Annotated in this window: 15 protein-coding genes; 11 read left to right on the top strand and 4 right to left on the bottom strand. The window is 66.1% G+C overall.

Annotated elements, in window-relative coordinates; genetic code table 11:
* The 9 genes from EN780_RS05550 to EN780_RS05510 form a co-directional block, all read left to right on the top strand.
* Positions 1-568 (top strand): DAK2 domain-containing protein (locus EN780_RS05550; protein ID WP_128272517.1); only part of this gene is annotated, 568 nt, incomplete at its 5' end.
* A 10-nt stretch (positions 569-578) separates the two neighbouring features.
* Positions 579-1181: a dihydroxyacetone kinase subunit DhaL gene (dhaL, locus tag EN780_RS05545; protein ID WP_128272515.1), complete on the top strand. Its 603-nt coding sequence runs from the start codon at positions 579-581 to the stop codon at positions 1179-1181.
* Complete coding sequence (gene dhaM / locus EN780_RS05540; protein WP_127287338.1) at positions 1178-1567, top strand: dihydroxyacetone kinase phosphoryl donor subunit DhaM; 390 nt, start codon at positions 1178-1180, stop codon at positions 1565-1567. The genes dhaL and dhaM overlap by 4 nt, the downstream gene beginning before the upstream one ends.
* A 19-nt stretch (positions 1568-1586) precedes the next feature.
* On the top strand, positions 1587-1889 hold the full coding sequence (locus tag EN780_RS05535) for an HPr family phosphocarrier protein (RefSeq protein WP_128272513.1): 303 nt from the start codon (positions 1587-1589) through the stop codon (positions 1887-1889).
* A 41-nt stretch (positions 1890-1930) separates the two neighbouring features.
* Entirely contained in the window at positions 1931-3505 is a 1575-nt protein-coding gene (gene ptsP, locus EN780_RS05530) for a phosphoenolpyruvate--protein phosphotransferase (protein WP_189556400.1), read from the top strand.
* A 7-nt stretch (positions 3506-3512) separates the two neighbouring features.
* Positions 3513-3944: a hypothetical protein gene (locus tag EN780_RS05525; RefSeq protein WP_127309342.1), complete on the top strand. Its 432-nt coding sequence runs from the start codon at positions 3513-3515 to the stop codon at positions 3942-3944.
* 77 nt (positions 3945-4021) lie between these two features.
* Positions 4022-5008, top strand: coding sequence for a dihydroxyacetone kinase subunit DhaK (gene dhaK, locus EN780_RS05520; RefSeq protein ID WP_128272508.1), 987 nt, complete (start codon positions 4022-4024; stop codon positions 5006-5008).
* Positions 5009-5138: 130 nt separating this feature from the next.
* A complete protein-coding gene (locus EN780_RS05515; protein ID WP_128272506.1) occupies positions 5139-6158 on the top strand; it encodes a nucleotidyltransferase family protein in 1020 nt (339 codons plus the stop codon).
* Positions 6151-7167 carry a formyltransferase family protein gene (locus EN780_RS05510; protein WP_128272504.1) on the top strand — a complete coding sequence of 339 codons (1017 nt, stop codon included), beginning with the start codon at positions 6151-6153 and terminating at the stop codon, positions 7165-7167. The genes EN780_RS05515 and EN780_RS05510 overlap by 8 nt, the downstream gene beginning before the upstream one ends.
* A 1-nt stretch (position 7168) precedes the next feature.
* Here EN780_RS05510 and EN780_RS05505 read toward each other — a convergent pair whose 3' ends face one another.
* Genes EN780_RS05505 through EN780_RS05495 form a run of 3 tightly spaced genes read right to left on the bottom strand, consistent with a single transcriptional unit; the run spans position 7169 to position 8867 of the window.
* Entirely contained in the window at positions 7169-8149 is a 981-nt protein-coding gene (locus tag EN780_RS05505) for a serine kinase (RefSeq protein ID WP_127309338.1), read from the bottom strand.
* Positions 8146-8580: a lasso peptide biosynthesis B2 protein gene (locus EN780_RS05500; protein ID WP_127309346.1), complete on the bottom strand. Its 435-nt coding sequence runs from the start codon at positions 8578-8580 to the stop codon at positions 8146-8148. The genes EN780_RS05505 and EN780_RS05500 overlap by 4 nt, the downstream gene beginning before the upstream one ends.
* A complete protein-coding gene (locus EN780_RS05495; protein ID WP_127309337.1) occupies positions 8580-8867 on the bottom strand; it encodes a PqqD family protein in 288 nt (95 codons plus the stop codon). Before EN780_RS05495 ends, EN780_RS05500 begins: the two co-directional genes overlap by 1 nt.
* A gap of 995 nt (positions 8868-9862) precedes the next feature.
* Between EN780_RS05495 and EN780_RS05485 the strand changes: the two genes are divergently transcribed.
* Positions 9863-11770, top strand: coding sequence for a propionyl-CoA synthetase (locus EN780_RS05485; RefSeq protein WP_128272502.1), 1908 nt, complete (start codon positions 9863-9865; stop codon positions 11768-11770).
* A 306-nt stretch (positions 11771-12076) separates the two neighbouring features.
* On the top strand, positions 12077-12784 hold the full coding sequence (locus EN780_RS05480) for a metallophosphoesterase family protein (protein WP_245493416.1): 708 nt from the start codon (positions 12077-12079) through the stop codon (positions 12782-12784).
* A gap of 23 nt (positions 12785-12807) precedes the next feature.
* Here EN780_RS05480 and EN780_RS05475 read toward each other — a convergent pair.
* A partial coding sequence (locus EN780_RS05475; protein WP_245499883.1) for an NmrA family NAD(P)-binding protein occupies positions 12808-13542 on the bottom strand: 735 nt, incomplete at its 5' end.

Genomic DNA, 13542 nt, shown 5'->3' with positions numbered 1-13542 from the left:
GTTGATCACCGTCGTTTGCGAGAAGCTGATCTCGCTGGAGGAGCCCTTGAACGGGCTAGACGCCAAGGCCGGCGACGGCGATACCGGGTCGACGGTGGCGACCGGCGCGCGCAGCGTGCTCGAGCGTCTGGACACGCTGCCGCTTGCCGACCGGGCGGCGGCGCTGGCGGCAATCGGCGATACGCTGGGGACCGCGATGGGCGGTTCGAGCGGTGTGCTTTTGTCGATCTTCTTCACCGCAGCGGCGCAGACTTTGGGTTTTGGCGCGACTCTGCCCAAGGCGCTGCTCGCCGGCCTCGACCGGATGACCTTCTACGGCGGCGCCAAGATCGGCGACCGCACCATGGTCGATGCGCTGGAGCCGGCGCTCAAGGCGCTCGATACGGGCGGGCTGGAAGCAGCCGCGACGGCCGCGCGGCATGGCGCGGAGGCCACGGCCGCGATGCGCAAGGCCAAGGCCGGACGCTCCGCCTATATCGGCCGGCAGCTTGACGGCGTCGCCGATCCCGGTGCCTTTGCTGTAGCGGAAGTGTTCGCGGCCGTTGCCGCCATGTTCGCCCCGGCTTGAAGGACAGGCAATGGCCGCATCCGATTTCTCCAGCTTGATCGCGGCGGCGGCGGACACGATCGCGGCGCATGCCGAAGAACTAACCGCGCTCGACCAGGCGATCGGCGACGGCGACCATGGCCTCAACATGAAGCGCGGTTTTGAGGCCGTGCGCGCCGAGGCGGACGCTTTCGCAGCAAAGCCGCTCCCCGACGCGTTGAAGGCGGTCGGCACCAAGCTGGTGATGACGGTCGGTGGCGCCTCCGGCCCCTTGTTCGGCACGCTGTTCATGGCGCTGGGCAAGGAATTGCCGGCGGCGCCGGACCGCGACGGGCTGACGGCGGCTCTGGGCAAGGCGATCGAGGCGGTTGCGGCGCGCGGCAAATCGCAGCCGGGACAAAAAACCATGCTCGACGTGCTGCAGCCGGTGTATGAGGCGCTGGCGCAAGGCAGGACCGGCAAGGAGATCGCCAATGCCGCCGACAAGGCGGCTGACGCCACGGTGCCGATGAAGGCGTTGCGCGGGCGGGCCTCCTTCCTGGGCGACCGCTCGATCGGGCATATGGACGCCGGGGCGCGCTCGACCGCGCTGCTGGTGCGCGCAGTCGCTGAAGCCGTCGAGGACCACCAATGAGCAATGTCGGTATCGTCATCGTGTCGCATTCGCCGCTGGTCGCCGAAGGCACAGCCGACATGGTGCGCCAGATGGTGGGCGACGAAGTGCCGCTTGCATGGTGCGGCGGAAACGGCCATGGCGGGCTCGGCACCAGCGTCGAGGCGATCATGGGCGCGATCGAAAAGGCCTGGTCGGAGGCTGGCGTCGCCATCCTCGTCGATCTCGGCGGCGCCGAGACTAACTCAGAGATGGCGGTCGAGATGATCGGCGAGCCGCGCTCGCACAAGATCGTGGTCTGCAACGCGCCGATCGTCGAGGGCGCGGTGATGGCGGCGACGGAAGCTTCCGGCGGCGCCTCGCTCAAGGAAGTGGTGGCGACGGCGCATGAATTGTCGCCGTCGTGAATGAACGGGAACCGACTGAATGTCCGCATCCGCCGAAGCCACCGTCCTGATCACCCACACCGTGGGTCTGCACGCGCGCCCTTCGGTGAAGTTCACCAAGCTCGCCAAATCGTTCGCGGCCGAGGTCGAGGTTGCCGTCGCCGCCAACGGCCCCTGGTTCGACGCCAAGAGCATCGTCAAGGTGATGGCGGCCAAGGCGCCTAAGGGAACGCTGCTGCACATCCGGGCCAAGGGCGACGGCGCGAGCGAGGCGGTCGACGCGCTGGTCGACCTGGTGCAGCGCGATTTCGACGAGGATGCGGACCATGCCCGGTCCGCTTGAGATCGACTTGCATGTCCGTCCGGCCGCAAGGAATGCGGACGATGCGCATTGAGGGTATCCCGGCTTCCGCCGGCTATGCCGAAGGGCCGCTGTTCGATCTCGACCGGCCGCCTGCCGCCTACACAAGCAAGTCGAGCGCGGCGGAGGAGATTGCGGCGCTGGAGACCGCGATCGGCAAGGCGGTAAGCCGGCTCAGCGCAATGATCGAAACCGCCGACGGCGATGCCGCCGGCATCCTGGAATTCCATATCGCCATGCTGCAGGACGATGCGCTGAGCGCGCCGGCCTTCGCCTCGATCGGCGCCGACCAGGCCGCCGATGTCGCATGGCGGGCGGCGCTCGACGCCGAAATCGCCGGCTACGACGCGTCAGACCAGGACTATTTCCGCGCACGCGCCGCTGATCTGCGCGACATACGCGACCAGGTCTTGCGTGCGCTGAGCGAGGACGGCGAACCCACGGCACCCCTCGGCGCCATCTTCCATGGCGAGGACGTCGCGCCGACGCGCTTCCTCGAAATCGACTGGAGCGCCGGTGGCGGCATCGCGCTCAGGGCCGGCAGCACCGCCAGCCATGTCGCCATGCTGGCGCGTGCGCGCGGCGTGCCAATGGTGGTCGGGCTCGGCACCTTCCCGGGCAGCCTCGCAGGCATGGCGTTGCTCGATGCCGAGCATGGCGGGATGGTGCTCTCGCCCTCACCCGCCGAGATCGACGCCTTCCGACAATCATCGTCCTCCTTCGCCGCGCGCCAGGGCGCGGCGCAGTCTTTCCTGACCCGGCCGGCAGAGACCAAGGCGGGCACCGCCGTGCGCGTGCAGGTCAACATCGCCAACCCTTCTGATGTCGACGGCATCGACATCTCGACCTGCGACGGCGTCGGGCTGATGCGGACGGAGTTCCTGTTCGGCAAGACGCTTCCGGACGAGGAGACGCAGTACCGGGCCTACCGCAAGGTGCTGGAATGGGCAGGCGAGAAGCCGGTGACCATCCGCACCGTCGACGCCGGCGGCGACAAGCCGGTTGCCGGCTTAACCGTCGAGGAGACCAATCCCTTTCTCGGCCTGCGCGGCATCCGGCTGTCGCTCAAGCGGCGCGACATTTTCCGGGTGCAGATCAGGGCATTGCTGCGCGCCGCCATCCACGGCAATCTGAAGGTCATGTTTCCGATGATCGCCACGCCCGAGGAATACAGCCAGGCCGCCGCGCTGTTCGCGGAGGAGCAGGCGAGCCTTGCCGCGCTCGGCGTCGCGCACACGATGCCGCCGCTCGGCATCATGGTCGAGGTGCCTTCTGTGGCGATTGCGCCGGAAGCTTTCGCGAACGTCGCCTTCTTCTCGATCGGCTCCAACGACCTGACGCAATATGTGATGGCGGCGGCCCGAGACAATGCCGCCGTCACCTACCTCAACTCGGTACGGCATCCGGCGGTTCTTAGGTTGATGGAAGCGGTGGTGCGCTTCGGACGCGAGACGGAGATCCCGGTCAGCCTGTGCGGTGATGCCGGCGGCGATCCGGCCGCCATCCCGGCGCTGCTCGAATGCGGCCTGCGCGACCTCTCGGTCGCCCCAGCCCAACTCGCAATGGCGAAAGCCGCCATTGCGGAAGTCCCGGTCTAGGTCCGGCATGGCCGAGGCGGAGAAGATACCCGAAGCCGGCTCGGAAGAGGCGATCCGCGCCTACAAGACGATCCTGTCGCACGTCATCGACCAGCGGCCGTCCGGCATGCGCCAGCGGCTGGCGGACGCGCTCGGCAAGCATCGCAGCTTCGTCACCCAGATCTCCAGCCCGGCCTATTCGATCCCGATCCCGTCAAAGCATCTGCCTTCGATCTTTTCCGTCTGCCATTTCAGCCCGGCCGAGCGCGACCAGTTCCTCACCGCCTATCACCAGGCGCATCCGGGCAAGATGTCGGCGGCCTCCGGCCTGCGCAAGACGCGCCATGTCTCGCTCATCGTGCCGGATTTCGGCGACGACAAGCAGAATGCGGCGCTCGACCGGGCGATCAACGACTTCATCCAGAAGATCACCAGCATCGCCGGCAAGGGCAGCGGCTAACCAAGCAATTCCGGGAAAAGCAGCGGTTTTCCGTTCGGAATTGCATAAAAATTCGAGACTGTTCCGGGAGGACAGCCATGAAGAAATTCATCAATGCGGTGGACACGGTGCTGACCGAGAGCCTCGACGGCTTCGTCGCCGCCCATTCGGATATCCTTGTGCTGGGTGATGAGCACAAGTTCGTCCGCCGCAGGGCGCTGAAGCCGGGCAAGGTGGCGCTGATCTCGGGCGGCGGCTCGGGCCACGAGCCGCTGCATGGCGGGCTGGTCGGGCACGGCATGCTGGACGCGGCCTGCCCCGGACAGGTGTTCACCTCGCCGACGCCCGACCAGATGCTGGCGGCGGCCGGGGCGGTCGACACCGGCGCAGGCTGCCTGTTCATCGTCAAGAACTATGAAGGCGACGTGATGAACTTCGACATGGCGGCCGAAATGTCGGAAGGCGTGCTGCAGGTAGTGACCAATGACGACGTCGCGGTCGAGAACTCGTCCTACACGACCGGCCGGCGCGGCGTCGCCGGCACGCTGGTGGTGGAAAAGATCGTCGGCGCGGCGGCCGAGCAAGGCATGGCGCTGAAGGATCTCAAGGCGCTCGGCGAGCGCGTCAACGGCGCGACGCGCTCGATGGGCGTGGCGCTGACCAGTTGCACCGTGCCGGCGGCGGGCAAGCCGACCTTCGAGATCGGCGACGGCGAGATGGAATTCGGTGTCGGCATCCATGGCGAGCCCGGCCGGCGGCGCGACGCCCTGAAGAGCGCCGACGCCATCGCCGAGGAAATCTGCGCGGCGATAACAGGCGATCTCGGCGGCCGCGCCAGAGGGCCGGCGCTGCTGTTCGTCAACGGCTTCGGCGGCACGCCGTCGATGGAGCTCTATTTGATGTACAACAGCGCCCGCAGGATCTTCGAGGCAAGCGGCGTGAGCGTTGCCCGCTCGCTGGTCGGGTCTTATGTCACGTCGCTCGACATGGCCGGCTGCTCGATCACGCTGACCATGCTCGACGACGAGATGACGACCCTGTGGGACGCGCCGGTGCATACGGCGGCGCTGCGCTGGGGGATGTAGCCTCCAGGGATACCTCTTCGCCAAGTCAAATCAGGCGTGAGCTTTGTTGCCGTCGCACTGGTTTCCATGGTGCTTTTCTGCAACCATATTGGCGACACAAGTCCTCCATCGCGCAACACCGAACGGGTTGATGCTGCCACCACTTGCGCCTGCCGACGAAAAACTGCTGCTGAACTACGCCGATCCGGAGGCGCGCATGGCCGTGGTTCCGGCGGCGGGAACCCTGCTGGCCCTGCTCGACAATGCCGAATTCCACGGCGTTCTGCCGATCATGCTGCGCAAGCTTCGGGAAGCAGGCGATGCGCATCTGCCGCAAGATCCGGCCCTGCAAGCGAGATTGACCGAACTGCGCGAGGCATCGACGCTGGTCACCGGCCAGTCCATGCTGCTGCAATATCATGGCGAGCGCATCATGAAGGCGCTGGCGGCGAAGGACATCCCAGCGCGGATCGTCAAGGGTCCGGTCTTCGCGCGCAAGCTCTACAAACATGTCTCGGATCGGCCGTTCACCGACATCGACATCCTGGTCGAGCCGGCCAGCATCAACGACGCCAATCAGGTGATCGCGGCCTCCGGCTTCGAGCTCCACAGCGGCGAAGCCCAGTCACACGATTTGCAGGAGTTCAAATGGCTGGAAAAGGAGAATTCGAGCCTGCTGATCGAACTGCACGGCAATCTGGTGCATGATTCCGGCATGCGGCGGCGGCTGTCGCTGGGTTTTCGCGAATTGCAGGCCATCGACGGCGCCGGGACCGACACGCCGGCGGCGCTGCTGACCATCGCCATCGTGCATGCCGCCGGCGGACACAAGTTCCACCGACTGCAGCTTTGCGTCGACGTGCTGCAGGGCGTGCGGGCTTTGCCATCACCGGAAGCGGAAGCACAGTTGCTGGAGGCCGCGCGCATGACCGGCATCGAACTCGAACTGGCGACGGTGCTCGACGTGACCGGCCGGCTTTTCGACGAGGCGCGCGCGCTCGACCTCGCCGACCGGATCAAGCCCGATCTCGGCATCCGGCTGGCCAGGCGGCTGATCACCCGCGAGACACTGCTCGGCGTCAATTCCAGGGACAAGATGCGCTCGCGGCTTCGTCGCGACGCATTCCGCTGGATCCAGCGGCTGGCGAGGCCGAGGCCGTATCGTGCCTGATCACGCAGCAGCCCCGGACAAGCCGATCTCGGCCGTGTTCATCATCGAAATCACGCCGATCACCGCCCCGATGCTCGCCGGCTGGCTGGAGAAGGGCCACCGCATCGCCGCGATCGTCGTGCCTGGACCGCGGCCCGGCAAACAGTCGAGCTTCGGCACATGGCGGCGACGCTGGAGGCGCAGGCTTGTGCTTAGGCAGCATCTCGTTCGCGCCGAAGTGCCGGTGATCGAATTCGGCCGCCCGCATGACTGGGCGGCACTGTGCCAACGCCTCGCCGGTTTCAACGCGGACGTCCTCATCACTTTCGGGTTTCCTACCCTTATTCCGGAGACCGTGCTGAAGCTGTTCGCGAAGGGCGGGCTGAACCTGCATCCGGCGCTGCTGCCCAACTACAAGGGCCCGCATCCGATCGCGCGGCTCGTCCTCGATGGGCAAGATGAGACGCATGGCGGGGTCAGTCTGCACAAGATGACGTCCGGCTTCGACGAGGGCGACATCCTGGCCCAGATCGCGTTTTCTCCCGGAGATTGGCAGTCGACGGCGACACTGTCGCGGGCGCTGGCCAGCGGAATGAAAATGCTGGTGGCGGAGGCCGCGCCCGATCACAGCGCCGGCGTGCTCGAAGGCATGCCGCAGCCGGAGGGCACCTTCACCTGGGCGCAAGTCGGCCGCACGCCGGTAGTGGTCGGCAGTCAATGGTCGAGCGCCCATGTCGCCAAGATCTGGCGCGTCGTCGGGCGCGCCGTCGCCCTCTATGTGCCGATAGACGGGAAGCTCGCCCGGCTGGCGCACCCGATCCGCCGGCTCGGACCGGCGACAGGCGAACCGCCGGCAAGGCGGTGGGGCATGATCGAATTCGATTGCGCCGACGGCCGCGTCGCGCATCTTGCCTATAGTGGCTTCGCGCGGCAGCTGACGCGCTGGCAACGCGCGTTCGGCCGGATCCGGCTCGGCCAGCGGTTCTTTGAAATACGCCGCTTTGGGGAGCGGACCGAAGGATCGCGCTGATTCAGGCCGCGGACAGGGTGGACTGGATCAATCGCGCCGCATCGGCCGGCCGCGCGCCCACTTCCAGGGTGAAGGTCGGCACCGTGGTGACCAGCCTGGCGATCGCCGCCAGCCGGTGTTTCTGCACCTGCAGCAGGCCGGTCATGCCGGTCCTGACATTGTCGGCGGCCAGCGCGACCATGGCGTCGGTCCTGGCCATGGGATGAAGCCTGCTCTCGCCATCGGCGGAGCGGGCAAGATGCAGCAGCGCCGAGACCGGCCTGGCGACAATGCTTTCGACGCGCAATATCTCGCCGAGGCGCTCGAGCGACACGGCCTGTTCGCCATTGCGGTCCCAGGAGGGGCCGAGGCAGGGCAAGACGAACGGGACAAGTTCGGCGGTCTTGCGGTGGATCTTCACATGGCGAGGCAGGCCCCAGGCAACGGCCTTGTCCCGCGCCACGTCGAGGATCATGGAATCGTCGGCGCAGAGGCCGAAGCCTTGCGAGGCCAGCGCCAGCGATGTCGTGGTCTTGCCGGTGCCGCTCGGCGCGTGGATGAGGACCACGGCATCGCTGCCCGGCAGCGTCAGGCCGGCGGTGTGCAGCATATACTGCCCACTGGCGTCGAGCGCGGCATCCAGCACCAGCATCCACGCCGTCCAGGTGACCCTGACGCCCGGGCCGGTGCGGATTTCGGCCCGGCGCTGGCCGGCATGGATGGAAATCGTCTGCCGGCCGGGAAAGACCAGGTGGACGACGTCGCCGCCATCGATCATCCGGCAATGGCCGTCCTCGGGCACTTCGCCGTCGAAGGCAAGCGTTCCCTCCGGCGTCTCGGCCAGCGTCGGTGTCTCGACGATGTCGATGCGAAAGCCGGCATCGACGGGTTCGGTGGCGCTCAGGCCCGAGAGCATCCGGTCGAGATCGCGCCAGAGCTCGGCGCGTTCGGCCGATATGCCGACGACCTGACCGTTGAGGGCGTAGCTGACGGAAGCAGTCAAGCGGCGCGCGCCTTTCCGGGCTCGGCATAATGGCGGTAGATTTCGACCATACCGGGAAGGCTGTCGCTGACCACCGGCCGGCCCTCGAGGCAGACCCAGCAATGCGCCGACAGGCGCGGCGCATGCAGCGATTGCGGATCGACGCCGAAGCGCAGGTCCGGATCGAAGCCGGCGAGACGCAGGAAGCGATGGGCGAGCAGGCCCTCCCTCAGGCATCTGCGGTCGCGCATCAGCCAGGGATGCCTGACCGCGCGGTTGACGCTGGCGACGATGTAGGCGGACGGCAGGCCGCGATAGGGAGTCGGCGATGTCAGCGGCGCCCATTTCAGCACTGCTTCGAAGTCGCGCTTGCCGACGAGGGCCGGCATCAGCCGCGCGCTGGCCCACAGATGGGCGCGAAACAACGCCCGCAGCAGCGGCCCGTCAGCCATCATGCACCGGGGTCGGCGAGGATGCCTTCCGCCACCAGTTCCGCGGCAAGCGCCGCCATGTCCTGGTCGAGCATATCCTTGTCGACCTCGAACTCGTCGGAAAGCAGATCGACGATCTGGTCGAGGCTGCGCGCGCCGTCGACCTTGTCGAGAAAGGCTTCGGTGGTGCCGTTGCAAGTATAGAGCTGGCCGCTGCGCGCCAGAAGCACGACGGCGCCATCGCCGACATGCTGCACCGAGGCGTCGTCGGCCAGCCGCAGAACCATCTCAGATGCGATTTCGACCATGGGCCATCTCCAGTCCATGCAAAAATGCTGGAGAGCCATTAGCGCGGCTAGGCGGTGCTGTCCATTGCTCTGACGGCCTGCCCGCGACGGGCTGCGGCCCGGTTGGCGAGGAAAATCACGCGCGTGAGGGTTGCGGCGCAGCGGTCACGGCGGACAGCTTTCGCGCTTGCTCCACACCGCCCTTTGGTAGGCCTCTTCATGGCAACCCCGGAAACGACCGACGACCGCAACTGACAATGAACGCCATTGCCCGGCAAGCTGGCAAAAACCGGGGGGTGTTGCCTTCTTTCCCCTAAGTAAGCTATGGAATCGCCGGGGTTTGGGGAAAGGGTGACGAGTATGCGTTACAATTGGGATAGGGCTCCGACGGCGTTCGAACGCCATCGGAGAGCACTTGCGGCTGCGATACTGATCGCCGGCGGCGTCGGGTTGATGCTCGCGGCCTTGCCGCTTTAAGCCGGCAAACAGTGCCGACAGTCAGGAACGGTGCCGTGGCACCGTCGCCAGGGTTTGCCTGCCCCGGCCGCGCCGGCGCTGTTCAGCGCGCCTGGCCTGTCACCGCGATGAAGCCGCTGTCGCGACCCCTTCGAAGCCCTGGCTGAAGCGCAGCACCAGCACGGCGATGACCGCCGGCTTGCCCTCGGGCGCGAATTCGTAGGCCTCCGACGGGAGTAGGAGGTCGGGCAGTTCCCCGAGCCCGGCACCGCCTTCTCCTCGTGCAATATCTTCAACGGCTTGCCGTCCTGGCCCTGCAACGTCAGCCGGAAGCCGAGCGCCTTGCCCGATACGCCATCTTGCTGCGTCTCGAAGCTCGCCGAGCAGTCCGCCGTGCTCGCGGCCTGGCCCAACGCATGGCGGGCAGCTATCGGCATGCCAAGGTGCCGGATATTTGCGACCGAGGCGAGATCGGCCATCGACGAAATTCGGGGAAGACATGGCCGGCCGGAAGGGCATAGGCTATTTGGGGGTGGCAAATTTTCCGGGGAGGAAGCTGGATGGCGTCACGCTACCACGAGGTCTATGAGAGCTGGAGGCGCGACCCGGTAAGGTTCTGGGCCGAGGCGGCCAAGGAGATCGACTGGTATTCACCGGCCGAACGCGTCTTCGACGCCGAGGCCGGCGTCTATGGCCGCTGGTTCACCGGCGCGACCTGTAACACCTGCTTCAACGCCATCGACCGCCATGTCGCCGGCGGCCGCGCCGACCAGGTGGCGCTGATCCATGACAGCGCGATCACCGGCACGATCCGGAAATACACCTATGCCGAACTCAAGCGCGAGGTGGTCGCGCTTGCCTCGGTGCTGAAGAACCGGGGCATCGGCAAGGGCGACCGCGTCATCATCTACATGCCGATGGTGGCGGAGGCGGCCATCGCCATGCTCGCCTGCTCGCGCATCGGCGCCGTGCATTCGGTGGTCTTCGGCGGGTTTGCCTCGCATGAGCTTGCCACCCGCATCGACGACGCCAAGCCGAAGCTGATCATCTCGGCATCCTGCGGGCTCGAGCCCGGCCGTGTCGTGCCCTACAAGCCGCTGCTCGACAAAGCGATCGAGATGTCCAGGCATAAGCCCGATGCGTGCCTGATCCTGCAGCGCGAGCAGCTGCGCTGCGAGCTGAAGGACCACTACGACATCGACTATGCCGACGCGGTTGCGCGCGAGCGGGCCGCCGGCGCCAATGTCGACTGCGTTCCGGTGCTGGCCACCGACCCGCTCTACATCATCTACACATCGGGCACGACCGGCCAGCCGAAGGGCATCGTGCGCGACAATGGCGGCCACATGGTCGCCTTGAAATGGACGATGGAGAACGAGTTCGGCGTCAAGCCGGGCGAGGTGTTCTGGGCGGCCTCCGATGTCGGCTGGGTGGTCGGCCACTCCTACATCGTCTACGGCCCGCTGCTGCATGGCGCGACCAGCATACTTTTCGAAGGCAAGCCGATCGGCACGCCGGACGCCGGCACCTACTGGCGAGTGATATCGCAGCATGGCGTGGTGGCGCTGTTCACCGCGCCGACGGCGTTCCGCGCCATCAAGGGGCAGGACCCGCGCGGCGAGTTCGTGCCGAAATACGATTTGTCGAAATTCCGCACGCTGTTCCTCGCTGGCGAGCGCGCCGATCCGGAAACCATCAAATGGGCCGAGCAGAAGCTCGCCGTGCCGGTCATCGACCACTGGTGGCAGACCGAGACGGGGTCGCCGATGACCATCAATCCGGCCGGTCTGGGGCTCTTGCCGGTCAAATACGGTTCGCCCGGGGTACCGATGCCGGGCTACGACATCCGCGTGCTCGACGATGCCGGCCACGAAGTGGCGCGCGGCACGCTGGGCAATGTCGTGGTCAAGCTGCCGCTGCCGGCCGGCTGCCTGCCGACGCTGTGGAACGCCGACGGCCGTTTCCGTCAGGCCTATCTCGAGGAGTTCCCCGGCTTCTACAAGACGGCCGACGCCGGCATGCTCGACGAGGACGGCTACCTCTATGTCATGGCCCGCACCGACGACATCATCAACGTCGCCGGCCACCGACTGTCGACCGGCGCAATGGAGGAAGTGCTTGCCGCGCATCCCGACGTCGCCGAATGCGCCGTCATCGGCATCGCCGACGCCATGAAAGGCCAGGTGCCGCTCGGCTTCGTCGTGCTCAACGCCGGCGTTTCGCGCGATACCGCCCTCATTGAAAGCGAGGTGGTGGGACTGGTGCGCGAGCGCATAGGCCCGGTCGCCGCCTTCAAGACGGTGGTGACGATCAAGCGCCTGCCCAAGACCCGCTCCGGCAAGATCCTGCGCGGCACCATGCAGAAGATCGCCGACAAGGAGGAATGGACGATGCCGGCGACCATCGACGACCCCGTCATCCTCGACGAGATCAGCGCGGCGCTGAAGGGGCGCGGCATCGGGGTTTAGCCGGCCTGCATCATCGCCTGCAACTGCGGGGGACCAGGCCAGGCGCAAAGGGCGATTGCCGGCCGATGACAGCGAGGCTCAAGACGGCTTAAGTGCCGGTTCCCCATGCCTGAATTAACGAACGAGTAATGTTCGCGCCGGTATGGAAATTCCGGCCGAGCATGATATCGAGGCTTCATGCGTGCCGTGTGACATGCTCCCTGAAACTGGGATAGACCCCTAGCGAGCATCGAGCCTCAATCCGTGAGCCTGTTCCAGCGATCGAGACGACCCCGGACCGCGCCGCGCGACCGCCTGGAAATGGATATGCAGGACACGGTCGTCTATGCAATCGGCGACGTGCACGGCTGCTACAACGAATTGCGGTCGCTGGAGCAGAAGATCCTGCTCGATGCGCTGCCCTTTCGCGGCCGCAAGATCATCATCATGCTCGGCGACTATGTCGACCGCGGCCCGAACTCGAAGCGCGTGCTCGATCATCTCGTCGCGCCGGCGCCGAAAGGTTTCCTGCGCGTCTGCCTGGCGGGAAACCACGAGGTCGCGATGCTCGGCTATCTCGACGGCCATCTGTCGCGCGAGCTGTGGCTGGCGATCGGCGGGTTGGAGACCCTCTATTCCTACGGAGTCGACCCGGCGCGGCTCTCTGACCTCTACGGCTCAAGCGACGAGGTCGACCGGCGCATCCGCGAAGCCATTCCCGCCAGCCATGTCTCCTTCATGCGCACACTGCCGGTGATGGTCTGCTCGCGGAAATTCGTCTTCGTCCACGCCGGCATCAGGCCCGGCATCGACCTCGTTGACCAGGACGAGGACGACCTGCTCAACATCCGCACGGAGTTCTTCGAGCAGGCTCACCTCCTCGACCGCTGGGTGGTGCATGGCCACACGATCGTCGAGGCGCCGAAGTTCGAAGGGCACCGGCTCGGCATCGATACCGGCGCCTTCCGGAGCGGCCGGCTGACCGCGGTCAGGATCGTCGGCAAGCACGGCAAGCTGCTGTCTTCGGCGAGTTAAGGAAGAGCACAGCGTCGCCGCTCTCAGATCGGCGCAAGCTCGGCCTCGGCGGCGGCGCCATAGGACAGCAAGTCGCCCTGCCATTTGCTGCGCTTGAGGAACTGTTCCCAGGTCAGCGCATTCGGATCGATCTTCCGACTCCAGGTCAGATCGCGCCCGGGAGCGTAGTAGCCATATTCGACGGCATATTCGACCATGCCCACCAATTCGCGCACCAGATGCTCGTTGCCGGCGAAACCCGGAAAATGGCGCAACAAGTCTTCGCGCGAGTATGCAGAGGCGTAGCGCGCGCGCTTGCCGGTGACGCGCACAAACGTGTCCACCATTTGCTGCGCCGAGATAAACTCGCCGATCACGGGCAGCGCCTCCCCGGCGTATCGCGCGGGGTGATCGAAGATCTCGCGCACCGCTGGACCGGCCGCAGTGAGCGGGTCGCAGAACGGCACGGGGACGTCCGGAGGCAAGTATATGGCGAAATCTATGCCGTCCTCCACACCTTGCGGCACGTAGTATTCCAGGAAGTTGGTGTAATAAAACGCCAAGTATACAAACGAGCTGCGAATGGGTAAGCTGCGGATGTAATCCTCTACCTTTGCCTTGTCCGTGAAATGCGGTGCCCACTTGGTGCCGCCGGTGATCGCTTCGACATTTTCGAGCCCGCTGAAAACCACGTGTTCGACACCAGCGGCCACTGCCGCGTCGGCCAACTCCTTTCCGAGGTTGAGTTCGGGTTCCGCCGGCGGCACCTTGACGATCGG

The organism is Mesorhizobium sp. M4B.F.Ca.ET.089.01.1.1 (genome assembly GCF_004022605.1).
Classification (GTDB): domain Bacteria; phylum Pseudomonadota; class Alphaproteobacteria; order Rhizobiales; family Rhizobiaceae; genus Mesorhizobium; species Mesorhizobium abyssinicae.
The sequence above is the reverse complement of the archived record's forward strand: the minus strand, read 5'-3'. Positions and strand labels throughout refer to the sequence as shown.

Bases quoted from the DNA above. Each gene is read 5' to 3' on its own strand.
- dhaL (WP_128272515.1), top strand. From the start codon at position 579: ATGGCCGCATCCGATTTCTCCAGCTTGATCGCGGCGGCGGCGGACACG.
- dhaM (WP_127287338.1), top strand. From the start codon at position 1,178: ATGAGCAATGTCGGTATCGTCATCGTGTCGCATTCGCCGCTGGTCGCC.
- EN780_RS05535 (WP_128272513.1), top strand. From the start codon at position 1,587: ATGTCCGCATCCGCCGAAGCCACCGTCCTGATCACCCACACCGTGGGT.
- ptsP (WP_189556400.1), top strand. From the start codon at position 1,931: ATGCGCATTGAGGGTATCCCGGCTTCCGCCGGCTATGCCGAAGGGCCG.
- EN780_RS05525 (WP_127309342.1), top strand. From the start codon at position 3,513: ATGGCCGAGGCGGAGAAGATACCCGAAGCCGGCTCGGAAGAGGCGATC.
- dhaK (WP_128272508.1), top strand. From the start codon at position 4,022: ATGAAGAAATTCATCAATGCGGTGGACACGGTGCTGACCGAGAGCCTC.
- EN780_RS05515 (WP_128272506.1), top strand. From the start codon at position 5,139: ATGCTGCCACCACTTGCGCCTGCCGACGAAAAACTGCTGCTGAACTAC.
- EN780_RS05500 (WP_127309346.1), bottom strand. From the start codon at position 8,580: ATGGCTGACGGGCCGCTGCTGCGGGCGTTGTTTCGCGCCCATCTGTGG.
- EN780_RS05495 (WP_127309337.1), bottom strand. From the start codon at position 8,867: ATGGTCGAAATCGCATCTGAGATGGTTCTGCGGCTGGCCGACGACGCC.
- EN780_RS05485 (WP_128272502.1), top strand. From the start codon at position 9,863: ATGGCGTCACGCTACCACGAGGTCTATGAGAGCTGGAGGCGCGACCCG.
- EN780_RS05480 (WP_245493416.1), top strand. From the start codon at position 12,077: ATGCAGGACACGGTCGTCTATGCAATCGGCGACGTGCACGGCTGCTAC.